We start from the raw sequence: 12,996 nt of genomic DNA on the forward strand, positions 1-12,996 counted from the left end.
AAAAATGCGTAATGGTCGAGGTCATGCTCGTGGGGATAGGGCATGGCGTGAGGTCGTGCGGTTTCCCTCGCTGCAGGAGACGCCCCCCGACCTTGTTGCTTGACACCCAGCACCAACGTTCTAATGTCGCGCTACAGCAGAGCGTAGACCTCCACTCTGGAGCCACTGTCCGTGCGGAATACGGCAGGCCAAGGCGTACTTTCTTTTCTGCTGCGCTTGTAAGCGCTTACAAAATAAAACGCTTTTCGTGGCCTCCGTACCGCTCAGGACTGCTTCCGGGTGAAGCAGCGAAGGAGAATCCATGTCTTTTTCTGGTCTACCTCGCCTACGTTTTGCCCCCACCACCGGCCTCATGGCCCTCACGCTCGGCCTCATGGCCTGCCAGCCCGTCACGGTTCCCGGAAGCGGTGGTGGGGAGCATACTCAGCCTGCCAGCGCGGTGGGCGTGCTGCTCACCACGGGCGACCAGTCGCGCCTCCTGAGCACCGAGTCCAGCGCCCACTTCAGCCGCGACGGCGGGGAGACCTACCCCACGGTCACGGTGGACACCACCCGCACCGACCAGCAGATGGACGGGGTGGGCGCGGCCCTGACAGACGCCAGCGCGTGGTTGATTCAGAACAAGCTCAGCGCCGACGCACGGACCTCCCTGCTGCGCGACCTCTTTGGCACCGCTGGGGCTGGACTGGACGGGCTGCGGCTGCCGATGGGTGCGAGCGACTTCGCCCTGACCCACTACTCCTACGACGACGTGCCGGCTGGACAGACGGACCCCACCCTCGCGCACTTCAGCGTCGAGCACGACCGCGCGTACATCCTGCCAGTTGCCCAGCAGGCCCGGCAGATCAACCCGGGCCTCAAGTTCATGGCCTCCCCCTGGAGTGCGCCGGGCTGGATGAAGACCACGGACAGCCTGATCAAGGGCAAACTGAAGCCTGAGAACTACCCCGTCTACGCCCAGTATTTCCGCAGGTTCATCGAGGCATATGCCCAGGCGGGCGTGCCCATCGATCCGGTGACGGTGCAGAACGAGCCGCACGCTGAGCCCGACAATTACCCAGGCATGCGCGTGGAAGCCGGGGAGGCCGCCGCCTTTATCCGCGACCACCTGGGGCCAACGCTGCGGCAGGCGGGCCTGAACACCAAGATCATCGGCTGGGACCACAACTGGGACGAGTGGACCTACCCGCTGGAACTGCTGCAAGACGCGGGGGCCTCACGCGACCTCGACGGCACGGCCTTTCACTGTTATGGGGGCGACGTGGACGCGCAGAGCCAGGTCCACGACACCTTTCCGGGCAAAAACCTCTACTTCACCGAATGCTCGGGCGGGTACTGGGCCGACAACTTCGCCGACAACCTCAAGTGGAACACCCAGAATCTGTTGATCGGTGCGCCGCGCAACTGGGCCAAGACGGTGCTGCTGTGGAACCTGGCGCTCGACGGGAACCATGGGCCGCACACGGGTGGTTGCGGCGACTGCCGGGGCGTGGTGACGATCCATCAAGATACTGGCAAGGTGGACAGGAACGTCGAGTACTACGTGCTGGCGCAGTACGGACGGGCAGTGCGTCCCGGGGCCTACCGGGTAAGCAGCGCGACCTACAACGCCGACGCCGGCACCCTGCAGAGCGTGGCCTTCCGCAACCCGGACGGCAGCAAAGCGCTGATCGTGCTCAACACGGCGTCCTCACCGCTGACCTTCAAGGTCAAGGAAAATGGCTCGTCGTTCTACACCACGCTGCCCGCCGCCTCGGTCGCCACCTACACCTGGACGGGCATGGGCTCGGACGCGCCGGCCCCCACCGCGCCACCGCTGGACGCCTACACCCGCATCGAGGCCGAAAACTACAGCGCGGTGCAGGGCATTCAGACCGAGTCCAGCAGCGACGAGGGTGGGGGCCGCGACGTGGGCCACACGGATGGGGGAGACTACCTCGCCTTTCAACGCGTGGACTTCGGCACAGGCAAAGGGAAGGGCGTGGACTTCCGGCTGGCGAGCGGTGCCCAGGGGGGAACCCTCGAACTCCATCTCGACGCGCCGGACGGTCCCCTGCTCGCTTCCGTTACCGCTCCAGGCACGGGCGGCTGGCAGACCTGGAAGACGCTGCGCGCAGATCTCCAGGAGGCCTCAACGGGCATTCAGAAGGTCTACGCCGTGTTCCGCGACGGCGGCCTGAACTTCAACTGGTTTCAGTTCAGACGCTGACGCAGCGCTTTGCCTCCCCCTTTGCGCGCCGTACGCAGGGAGCCGCGCAGCGCGGGGCTCGGGGGCTGCTCGCCGTTCAAGGCTCTACACTGCCGGGGAAGGAGCCCTGACCTTGCCCGAATCCCTCACCCTGGAACAGGTGGCCCGCGCCGCGCGGGTGTCCACGGCCACCGTGTCCCGGATCATCAACGGCACGGGCACGGTCAGCGCCCACAAACGCGCGGCGGTGATGGAAGCCATTGAGCGGCTGGGTTACCGCCCCAACATGATGGCGCAGGCCTTGGCGCGCGGCAGCACCATGAGCGTGGGCGTGCTGACCCCAGACATCGCCAGCCCGTTTTACAGCGCTGTGCTGCGTGGGGTGGAGCGGGGCTTCGGCGGCAGCGGCTACCACCCGGTCTTCGCCAGTGAGGAGTGGCGGGTAAGCAGCGCATCCGACTCGCTGGACCTGCTCGTCTCGCGGCGGGTAGATGCCATGATCGTGCTGGGCGGCAATACGCCCCTGGACCGCCTACGCGAGCTTGCAGGGTTAATGCCGCTGGTGGTGCTGGGTCGCGAGTTGCCCGGCCTGGAGGGCCAGTGCCTGGAGGTGGACCAGACCGTGGGGGCCGAGCAGGCCACCCACCACCTGCTGGCCCTGGGACACCGCCGCATCGTGCATCTGGCAGGCCCGGAGGACCACGCCGACGCTCGGGCCCGCCTCGCCGGTTACCGCCGGGCGCTGCGGGATGCGGGCGTCCCTGAGGCTCCTGAACTGATCGTTCCCGGCGACTTCAGCGAGGCGGGCGGCCACGCGGCCACCGAGGCCCTGCTTGCGGCGGGCGTGCCCTTCACCGCTATTTTTGCCGCCAACGATCAGTCCTCGGCGGGGGCGCAACTCGCGCTGTTTCGCCGGGGCCTGCGGGTGCCCACCGACCTCTCGGTGGTGGGCTTCGACGACATTCCCGGCAGCGCCTTCGAGCGTCCGCCGCTGACCACCGTTCGGCAACCCACCGGGGACATGGGCCAGGCGGCGGCAGCGATGGTGCTCGCACTGCTGCGCGGGGAGCAGCCCAGCATGCCCACCTTCCGGGCCGCGCTGGTGGAGCGGGAATCGACGGCCCCCGTTCCCACCGTACGCTCCAACGCAAGGGGGCGCAAGAAGGGCTGAGAATACCGCGAGCGGCAGCATCTGACAGCGGCCCTGCCGCATCATGCCCTCCCCGCCGTGTTGAGAGGCGGCAAGGTCAAGTCCTTTACCGCTCATGACACGGGCCCCTCCAGATTGACTTGTTGGAGGGTGGGACGTACCCTAAACGAGGCCTCTTCAATTCAATAATTTGTAAGCGCTTACATACCGATTTCTCTCTTTGGTATGCATGGTTTTCGCGCATCGGGAAAGCGCTTACCTCCCTGGATGAAGTCCATGCCACGCCGTCGCCCCAGCGTTCTTATCCCTCTCTTCAAGGAGACCCGCATGTCTTACGCGAAGTTCCGTCCCTTTCTGCTGCTGACCCTCGCGCTTGCGGGGTGTGGTGCTCCGCCGCCCTCCTCACCGCAGACGGGCGTTTCACCCCAGCCGGGCTTGACACTGCACGGCCAGTCGGCCACCGCCGCCGACGTGTGGGTGACGTACCCGGACCGCAGCCGCCTGATCTCATGGGACGGCAGCCGGAGCTTCTCGGCAGACGCTTCGGTCACGCCCTCCACGCTGACGGTCAGTGAGGGGACGACGTACCAGACCATTGACGGCTTCGGCGCTTCGCTGACCGACTCGGCGGCGTGGCTGATCCAGAACAAGCTCTCGGCGGCGCAGCGGAGCACCGTCATGCAGAACCTGTTCGGGTTCAACGACGGGAATGCGGGGATCAGCTACCTGCGTCTGCCGCTGGGGGGCAGCGACATGGCGCTGAGCCACTACACCTACGACGACGGCGCGGCGGACCCCAACCTCACGCGCTTTTCTATCGGCCACGACCTCGCCTACATCATTCCCATCGCCAAACAGGCCAAATCCATCGATTCGGGCCTGAAGTACATGGGCACGCCCTGGAGCGCCCCCGCGTGGATGAAGACGAGCGGCAGCCTGTACACCGGTAAGCTGAACCAGACGTACTACCCCCTGTACGCCACGTACCTGCGCAAGGTGTACGACGCCTATGCGGCAAACGGCGTGCCCTTCCACGCCATGACAGTTCAGAACGAGCCCCAGTTCGAGCCTGGCAGCTACCCCGGAATGAAGTACGAGTGGTACGACGAACTGAATTTCGTGCGCGACCACCTCGCTCCGCGCATGGGCGGTACGGGCGTGAAACTCCTCTCCTTCGACCACAACTGGGACATGGACTGGTACCCCAGAGCCGTGATGAACGAGGGCCAGGCCTCCTATGCGGGCTCGGCGTGGCACTGCTACAGCGGCAACCCAAGCGCGATGAGCGGCGTGCACAGCGCCTACCCGGGCAAGGACATCTACCTCACCGAATGCTCAGGCACCTTCGCCAACAGCAGTTTCGGCGCCAACCTGAAGTGGAACATGCAGAACATGCTTATCGGCGGCACCCGGAACTGGGCCAAGACGGTGCTGTTTTGGAGCTTGGCGCAGGACCCCAGCGGCAATCCGCACACGGGGGGCTGTTCCAACTGCCGGGGCGTGATCACCATCAACCAGACCAATGGAGCCGTGACCTACAACGAGGAGTACTACGCCCTCGCCCACTTCGCGCGCTTCGTGTGGCCTGGCGCGGTTCGCATCGGCACCACAGATTCGAGTGACGGGCGGTTTATTGGGGTGGCCTTCCGCAACGCCAACGGGGCCAAGGCCCTCGTGGTGCTTAATCAGGGAAGCGTTGCGGCCACCTTCAAGATGGTCTGGGCGGGCAAGTCCGTCACCCAGACGCTCCCCGCTTCGGGGGTGGCGACGGTGTTCTGGTAAGGCCCGACGGGTGAAGGGGGAGGGGGGCCAGGTCCGTGTGTGGATTTGGTCCCCTTTCCACGCCCCGAACAGGCCGCTGTGCCTTGCCATTGGTGCGTACAAGATGGGGCGTCCCGCAGTCCAGGCAGTGATGACCCGGGCACAACGCCGGGGCGTATGCTTCTCCTCCGCGTCCGTTCCAGTGCCAGCAGCAAACTGGAAGCGGCCGTGAACCTTACTTCAAGCGGGGCACTGCCGGCATGTCCACACGCGACAAAGAGGTGATGAATTCAAGCCGCATCACGGTATATGCGGCGGGTGGCCCGGCAGGGCCTCAGACCGCGGTGCCTAAGAGCGGGAATTTCCAGCGCTACTTCGACGCCCGGCACATCTCGCTCAGCAGCTTGATGTCGGTGGCCCACACCACCACTTACCGGGACGACTCACTCATGCGCGTTCACCGGACCTACGCCGACCAGACCCGCCGCTGCACCGCCATCCCGAGCAAGAAGGTGGAGCTGCGCTTTCGCGAGGTGTACGGCAACGCGGTCATTGGGGTGAAACCTTCCGGCGCCTGAACTACAGCGGTAATCCTGGAACGGTAAACATCACGCCTGAGCTGCTTGCCAAGGACGCATAGATCCGCACCGACGTGCTTGCAATGCGCCGTCTTGGTACGAGAACTTCCGTTGGAAGAAGCACGCGGACTTGCTGATGGACGGCGTGGTGAAAGGCACCTTCGACCGCAACTGCTACGCTTGCCACTCAGAAGGCAACCTCTCTACTTGTACGGTCAACAAATTACTGGGGACGTGTACAACCTTAACGGGTAGATCTCTGAAGATTTCGTGGGGCCGGAGGTCAAGTGATCTCCGGCCCTTTTTCAGATGGAGTCCATCTGTTTTACTGACAACCCGGGAAAGCACCAGTTTGCCGACTCCATGTCTGGACCCGTTCTTCTCGCCTCCGCTCAGATGGAATCATCCCGCAAATGATCCCACCGAAGTCTGTACCCGATGTTTCTGCAGGGCGTACTGTCGGTCTGCTCCCTTTAGTCAGGCGATGAGCGGACCTCATGGCCCCGGGGTCAGATGAGGCATGGGTTCTTCACTGCAGACCGCTGGGGTCTTCACCGGCCTTCTGGGCCTCCTGCTGACCTCGTGCGCCATCGTCCAGAAGCCCCAAACCTCCCGCCCGGACACGGGGCTGACGTTGCCTGCGGGTTTTCACGCGGCGGTATACGCCTCAGGCCTGAACAAACCTCGTCTGATGGCCGTGGCCCCCAACGGGGACCTGTTCGTCGCCGAAAGCGGCGCCGGGCAGGTGGACGTGCTGCCCAACCGCAACGGCGACGGCGTCCCCGAGGGCCGGGAAGTCTTTGCCAGTGGCCTCAGCGCTCCGCACAGCCTCGCCTTTCACGGCGGCTTTCTCTACGTCGCGGGCACCGACAGCGTGGTGCGGTTTCCCTACGCGCCGGGAGACACGCGTGCCAGCGGAGCGCCTGAAAAAATCCTCGATCTGCCTGCAGAAGGCCTGCACAAGACCCGCACGCTGGTGTTCGGACCTGACGACCGCATGTACGTGGCGGTGGGCAGCACCTGCAATGCCTGCCTGGAGTCCGACCCCCGCCGGGCCGCCGTATGGGTCTACGATGCCGACGGAAAAAACGGCAAACCCTACGCGACGGGGCTGCGCAACGCCGTGGGTCTGGAATGGTCTGGCGGTACCCTCTACGCCACCGTCAACGGGCGTGACCTGCTGGGCAACGACGTGCCCCCAGAGGCGTTTTTCCGGTTGCGGGACGGAGGAAACTACGGCTGGCCCTTCTGCTATTCCGCCGGAGGCGAGCAGGTGCGGGACCAGAGCTTTGCTCCCGAGCAGGCCGTGGACTGCCGCGCGGCCCAGCCCGCTTTCGCCACCACGACCGCCCACAGCGCGCCCCTTGGGCTCGCCTTCTACACGGGCACGGCGTTTCCCCCCGCGTACCGGGGGCAGATGTTCGTGGCCCTGCACGGTTCGTGGAACCGCCTGCCCAAGTCGGGGTACAAGGTGATCACGGTCGATCCGGGCACCGGCGAGGTGAAGGACTTCCTCACCGGCTTCTTGGAGGGAGGTGGCCTCACCACATCCGGACGCCCGGTGGACCTGCAGGTGGCCGCCGACGGAGCCCTGTTTCTCACGGATGACGGCAATGGCCTGATCTACCGCATCACCTACACGGGTTCGTGAAGTCTGAGAAGCGCAGTAGGCTGAGCGCGCGGAACGCTGGCACTGCTGGGGCTGGCCGCCGCGGTCACCAGTACGCTGCTCTGTTTGCGCCGCTCGGTCAGCGCCTGAAGCGTCAGTCGCGTGAGCCCGGACCTTCAGGTGGCTGAACAAGTCGGCAGACTGGCGTTGCTGCCCAGCCCGAACTTGCCCCAGTCTGGGCACCTGCAGCGCACGAGATCAACGGTCCTGGCGAATTTCTCCAAAGACTTCACCCCCGCCTGCTGTGCGGGACTCCTTGGGCTCACGCCCGCTGCTCCTGGTTTTACCGCCGCACATTTTTACCCGAACCTGGTGGACTTCAAGTGGGTCTGGGGACCGGTGCCCATTCCGCTGGGACCCATTCACGTGGAGCTTGAGGCCGAGGTGCGCTTGGCCATCCTCGAACTCCCGGAGGGAACGACCGTCCATGTCCACGATGACGCCGCAGCATTGCGGGCCTGCACCTCGGGGGCATGCGGCGGCAACCCCGCCTCCTGCCGGAACACCCGAATCAGTTGAAATGGGCTCAACCCAGTCACGCGGGCCAGCGGCTCCAAGGACACTTCCTTGGTGGCATGGGCTTCGAGGAAAGCCCGCCCCGCGGACTGCCGCCCGCTCCTGTCCGGTCCCTGCGGGCGACAGGCGACAGGCGGACGAGCCCTGGCCGTCTGACACCCTCCTCCTATCTCTTGACGTCCCTGCGCGTCGTCGAAAGGTGGTGTTGCCTGAAGGTGGCCGTTCGTGACGTTGAGCTCCTGCCCAGTGTCAAGGACCTTGACATCCACCGCGCCTTACCCGCGCTGCTGGCAATCGCTTCATTTCCCTTTTAAAGGCCTCATCTCAGGCGCACGTCAGAGAACCTGCGAATGATCGGCCCTGAGGAACACATTGCATTGCCTGTCGCCCTGGAAGCGTGGGCATGCGCTGGCGTCCCACACCTTGGGCGCAGCGGTTTCGGTGACGGTCCCTTTGCGCTCCGAGTGCGCGACTTCACCGACCAATGCCTGGCCATGGACAATCGGGGGGCCGACGTCGCTGTTCTGGCCCTCAACTCCCCCGGCGTCCAAAACCTTCCGGCTGCCAACGCTGCCGCAGAGACAACGCACAGCGGCTGAGGCCAATTCGGGGCCTGCTCCGGGGTCCGGCTGCTGTTCCACCACAGGCGTCCTTGCCGCCTTGGTTTGGATTTACTGTTACTTATAACTCTAAGTAACAGTTAGACTGCAGGCATGCTTGCGCTCGTCCCCTCCCGCCGCCGGCGCTGCCCCGACGCCCACAAAAGGAACGCCTTTCGCGGTTGAGGAAGGGGTGGTCTTGGAGGATGGCGCTGCACTCGGCGGTAATGGTGAGGTTGTGGGTGAGGACGCTGACGGTGGGATCGGGGCAGTGCTCAATGAGGGTGCCGGGGCGGTTGCCCGTTGATGAAGTGGAGGATTTGCGGAGGGGCGTGGAGGTGGGGCTGACACAACCGAGGCTATGGAGGAGTGGTTTGGTGGGTGAGAATTCTATGAGGCGCTGGGAAGGTCAGCAAGCGGCCTCGAAATGTTTTTGAGGGGTATAGGAGGTGGATGAAAAAGGCCCCCACGGTAGAGGTCGCTCTGGTGGAACGGACCTTGCCAAAGAACGCGCGTACCTCTGCATTCTCCATACCCATTTTAAAAAGCGAAGCACCGGATGATGGCCGTGGAACGCCTATGTGCCTGTCTTTAGATTTCTGGATACTTAGAAACATAAGGCCTTGCGTGGTAGCCCTGCTGGACCGAACTCCTGTGGGAGTTGAGGATCTCTTCCCTGCGTACAGCTTGCCCTGCGCCTAAGGCCTGTGGGCCAGGAGTAGAGTTCACCGGCAGCGCCGTATATTCTCGTGCGGCGACGCCCAGAAACCATGGATGCCCAGTGGAAACGCTTAGAGCCCCTCTTGCCTCCCTGATTTATCCAGGGCGTCCCCACCTGGGCGATCTGCCGATCATCAGTAGAATTGTTTGGGTCCTACGAACTGGCGCACCTTGGTGAGACGTCCCTGAACGGTTCAGGAAGTGGGCCGCCATCTCCTGTCAATTTCGTCGAGGACAGCCAAAGGGATCTGGCAGGCAGTATGAACAAAACTGCAGCGACTCGCTGCGACCGGGAGGAGCTTACCGTCGCTTCCCCTTCTCCACCGGTTACGGCGCTCTGGAACCCGCCCAGCTCATCCGACCCACCACCCGGCAAGTTTTCAGGAGCACCTTATGACCACCTTTGAGCTCATTGTTCAGCCCGACGCCGAAGAGCCCGGCGCTGCTGAAATCTTTGTGGCCGGCGTCGTCGCTGGGCGCCCCTACCACTTCCTGCTCGACACCGGGGCAGCAAGGACCACCCTCCCTTACGACGCCCATACCGCCACGTATCCTACCGCCGGTAATCACCGTGGCTCGGGCGTCTTCTCTGCATTTCACGAAGACCTGATCACCGTTCCCAGGGTCGTCCTCGGTCCTATCGTCCGGACCGACATGACCGTCATCCGCACTTCTGGTCAGACCTCTGGGCACCCACTGATCGGCATGGACCTGCTCAAGGAGCACTGCCTTCTCTTCCGCTTTGGCGAGCGGCGGGTCTGGGTGGACCCCGCCAGGTTTACCGTAGAAAGCAGCCTGAATCAGGAGTTGTGGCTTGACAAAGCCGCCCATCCGTATGTGAGCGTCTGGTTCGGAGCCCTGGAGGCACAGGCGGTGTGGGACACGGGAGCCGGAATTACCGTTGTGGATCTGGATTTTGTCCGGGAGTACCCAGAACTCTTTCAGGAGGCAGGGTCCTCGACCGGAACCGACGCCACTGGAATGAGCATGAGTACGCCCATGTTTTTGATGACGGCCATGGTCATTGGGAACATAGCGTTTCCGCCTCAGCGCGTTGCGGGTGTGGAGCTGTCGGGGGTCAACGCCCGCCTGGAGCGACCCATGAACTTGATCCTGGGGTACAACACACTGAGTCGGGCCGACTGGATGTTCGACTTTCCCCAGAGGCGGTGGGGCGCATCTCCCGTTGCTGGAGAGTAACGAGAAAGGCCTGCAGTCTCAGTAGATGACAACTTCGTTTTTCCGTCTTGGACGATGAAGACTTGTTTTCTTGTGTGTCCCTGGACAGGGACGATGAGGGGCGGTGTGTTGAGGTATGCGACCCACACCTCATCCTTGCTGCACCTCTGATACTGAGTTAAGATGAGTTCCGAATATGAGAGCTGCAGCCTTGATTTCGCACCATACATCTGAAGAGCTTGAAGTGGCGTATCGCCAAGCCGAACGTCCTATTGAACGCTCCCGCTGGCAAATTATCTGGCTCAAAAGCAAAGGAAAGTCAATTCCAGAGATCATTGACGCGACCGGATTTTCGCGTACAACGATCAGTACGTTGATTGCTGCCTACAATGCCAACGGCGAACAGGCTCTTCTGGATAAGCGTCAGTTTAACAAGTCTGATCCTGCTCTCAATCCAGACCAGCAAGAGGCATTATTTCAGGCTCTTCAGGGACCACCCCTCTCGGGTGGTCTCTGGACCAGCAAGAAAGTCAAGATGCACATCCAGGAGCATTTTGGGATTGAAGTGACTGAGGTGTGTGCCTGGGGCTACTTGAAAAGACTTGGCTTTCCTATTCAGGTTCCTCGACCGACGCCTACGGAGGCGGCTTCTCCCAAAGAACAGGAGGCGTTCATAAAAAAGTCGAGGCGGCGCTGAGCGTTGCTCGAGCCGCTCACCCCGAGAAGCAAGTCCTCCTTTAGGTACAGGACGAAGGACGTTTTGGCCTTAAGCCAGTGTTGAAACGCCTCTGGGCGCTTCGGGGCAGCGGCCTGTGATTGCTCAACGCTGGCGTTATCAATGGCTCTACACCTACATTTTCGTTGAACCTCAGACGGGCCAAAGTGAATTCCTGATCTTTCCCACCGTCAACATCCCATCAATGGAAATCGCTCTGAGAGAATGCAGTCGGGCTGTCTACCCTGAGGGTCGACAGCTTATTGTGCTTCTACTCGACCAAGCGGGGTGGCACATGAGTAAGAAACTCAGTGTTCTTCCCAATATTTTTCTACCCCCATTTCCAGCCTATACACCTGAGCTTTCCCCGGCAGAACCCATGGTCATGAAACTGAAAGTACCATTGGCTAATAAAACAATAGGAGATCTTCAAGAAGTCGAAGATCTAATCGTACGAGAATGTGAAATACTTAGAAGTTGCCCTCAGGAAGTAAAGTCGCTGACTCTCTTTCCATGGATCAAGCACGTTCTAGACTCATCTTAATCCCGCATGAATTGACGGCTCACTTTAAAACCTATGTGCCCTTTCTGCGCATCGACATCCTCCAGCGCGCTACGGATGTGCATGAAGGCCATGATTACTGCCCAGAGTGTCAACCACCACGACCTTGGTCCTCATCTGCCGGGAGCCAGTTCCACTGAGGCTAAGAAACAGCGCGTGGAACGCGCCGTCCACGACGAGCAGCTCACGGCTCAGGTCTTCCTGGCCCTGCTGTTGGCGCACCTTCCCCGGGAAAAATCCTCATGAGTCTGGACCGCACCACCTGGGAACATGGGGAATCTCCCCTCAATCTCCTGGTGTTGGGTGCGGTCGTTCACGGATTCACGATCCCCCTGTACTGGGTGGCCCTGGATCATGCGGGCAACAGCGGTACCCGGGTGCGGATGTGGGTTGTGTCTAAAGTGCTGGAGGCCCTTCCAGCGGCGCGCTGGAAGGGCTTGGTGGTGGACCGGGAGTTCATCGGTGCCGAGTGGTTCCGCTTTATGCGTCGCAAAGGCATTCGCCCGGCCGTTCGGATTCGCAAGGACACCTTGCTGGATGAGCTCTGCGCAGATGAATGATTTCAAGATCTGCACCCTGGTCAATGGCGCCGCAGATCATTGCCTGAGTGGCAGACGAGGTGCGTAGTAACAGGATGACCAAAGCGAGTAACCTTCTCATACTCCCAATCTGGCAGAAAGAACCAGATCACAATGCACGGTGAAGAATGGCAATTAGAATCATAATTAAGCTGTAGCCATAGAACTGCATAGTCCACATCTTACGCCTGGTGCATATAATAACTCACATTCCCACACATCACTGCTATATAAATACATCTTCATCATTCACTATAATTACTCCGACATAGAAGTATTCCAGTAAATTTAAAGAGATCGAAGAAGGGACGGTGAATAATCTTGATCATGCCTCATCACATCCACTAGAAAGATAAATTGGCTCTTACTGTTAAACATTTGAAAGTAATCATTCCACCAGCAATTAAGGCAAATGGCAAGCCAAAGCGGTACAAACACATAAACAAATCCACGTCTCGCACCACCACAGTCATACGTTATGGATTATATTGCGTTACTCTCATGCACTTTCTCCTCAGCTCGACGTGATACCAGAGTTACAGGCCCTAAAAGCTGCATTCGAGTACAAGATCTTAGCCCTTGCCCATAGCGTCGGGCGGTAACAGGTGGAAGAAGAGCCAGGGCGGCGCGGCGGGCCAGCACCGGAAAGCCCGTATGGGCGATCACCATGCCGCCCAGCGGGTCCTGACTCCTGCCGGAATGGAGCCCAGTTCATCGGTCACACCCTGGGCAGTGGGTGCGCGCCATTGCCTTGCTGCCGGTGAAGAAGGCGAGGTTTCAG

At 61.6% G+C, this 12,996-nt stretch carries 9 protein-coding genes and 1 pseudogene; all 10 read left to right on the top strand.

Annotated features, from left to right (window positions below):
- Positions 1-301: 301 nt before the first annotated feature.
- Positions 302-2,209, top strand: a complete 1,908-nt coding sequence (locus tag B9A95_RS30910; RefSeq protein WP_084051414.1) for a carbohydrate-binding protein — start codon at positions 302-304, stop codon at positions 2,207-2,209.
- 112 nt (positions 2,210-2,321) lie between these two features.
- Entirely contained in the window at positions 2,322-3,359 is a 1,038-nt protein-coding gene (locus B9A95_RS30915) for a substrate-binding domain-containing protein (protein ID WP_084051415.1), read from the top strand.
- Positions 3,360-3,665: 306 nt separating this feature from the next.
- Positions 3,666-5,120, top strand: coding sequence for a glycoside hydrolase family 30 protein (locus tag B9A95_RS30920; RefSeq protein ID WP_170928889.1), 1,455 nt, complete (start codon positions 3,666-3,668; stop codon positions 5,118-5,120).
- A 239-nt stretch (positions 5,121-5,359) separates the two neighbouring features.
- Positions 5,360-5,677, top strand: coding sequence for a hypothetical protein (locus B9A95_RS30925; RefSeq protein WP_084051417.1), 318 nt, complete (start codon positions 5,360-5,362; stop codon positions 5,675-5,677).
- Positions 5,678-6,197: 520 nt separating this feature from the next.
- On the top strand, positions 6,198-7,328 hold the full coding sequence (locus B9A95_RS30930) for a PQQ-dependent sugar dehydrogenase (RefSeq protein WP_084051418.1): 1,131 nt from the start codon (positions 6,198-6,200) through the stop codon (positions 7,326-7,328).
- A gap of 120 nt (positions 7,329-7,448) precedes the next feature.
- Positions 7,449-7,865 carry a hypothetical protein gene (locus B9A95_RS30935; RefSeq protein ID WP_084051419.1) on the top strand — a complete coding sequence of 139 codons (417 nt, stop codon included), beginning with the start codon at positions 7,449-7,451 and terminating at the stop codon, positions 7,863-7,865.
- Between the two features lie 1,709 nt (positions 7,866-9,574).
- Positions 9,575-10,381, top strand: a complete 807-nt coding sequence (locus B9A95_RS30945) for a retropepsin-like aspartic protease (RefSeq protein ID WP_084051421.1) — start codon at positions 9,575-9,577, stop codon at positions 10,379-10,381.
- 175 nt (positions 10,382-10,556) lie between these two features.
- Positions 10,557-11,057 (top strand): helix-turn-helix domain-containing protein, encoded by a 501-nt coding sequence (locus B9A95_RS30950; protein ID WP_084051422.1) that lies wholly within the window; start codon positions 10,557-10,559, stop codon positions 11,055-11,057.
- Between the two features lie 91 nt (positions 11,058-11,148).
- On the top strand, positions 11,149-11,619 hold the full coding sequence (locus tag B9A95_RS37500) for a transposase (protein ID WP_139806664.1): 471 nt from the start codon (positions 11,149-11,151) through the stop codon (positions 11,617-11,619).
- Between the two features lie 90 nt (positions 11,620-11,709).
- Positions 11,710-12,194 (top strand): annotated as a pseudogene (locus B9A95_RS35980) (transposase); the annotation flags it as partial.
- Positions 12,195-12,996: the final 802 nt, after the last annotated feature.

The sequence above is a fragment of the Deinococcus hopiensis KR-140 genome, from assembly GCF_900176165.1.
Taxonomy (GTDB): Bacteria; Deinococcota; Deinococci; order Deinococcales; family Deinococcaceae; genus Deinococcus; species Deinococcus hopiensis.

Bases quoted from the DNA above. Each gene is read 5' to 3' on its own strand.
- B9A95_RS30910 (WP_084051414.1), top strand. From the start codon at position 302: ATGTCTTTTTCTGGTCTACCTCGCCTACGTTTTGCCCCCACCACCGGC.
- B9A95_RS30945 (WP_084051421.1), top strand. From the start codon at position 9,575: ATGACCACCTTTGAGCTCATTGTTCAGCCCGACGCCGAAGAGCCCGGC.
- B9A95_RS30925 (WP_084051417.1), top strand. From the start codon at position 5,360: ATGTCCACACGCGACAAAGAGGTGATGAATTCAAGCCGCATCACGGTA.
- B9A95_RS30920 (WP_170928889.1), top strand. From the start codon at position 3,666: ATGTCTTACGCGAAGTTCCGTCCCTTTCTGCTGCTGACCCTCGCGCTT.
- B9A95_RS30950 (WP_084051422.1), top strand. From the start codon at position 10,557: ATGAGAGCTGCAGCCTTGATTTCGCACCATACATCTGAAGAGCTTGAA.
- B9A95_RS30930 (WP_084051418.1), top strand. From the start codon at position 6,198: ATGGGTTCTTCACTGCAGACCGCTGGGGTCTTCACCGGCCTTCTGGGC.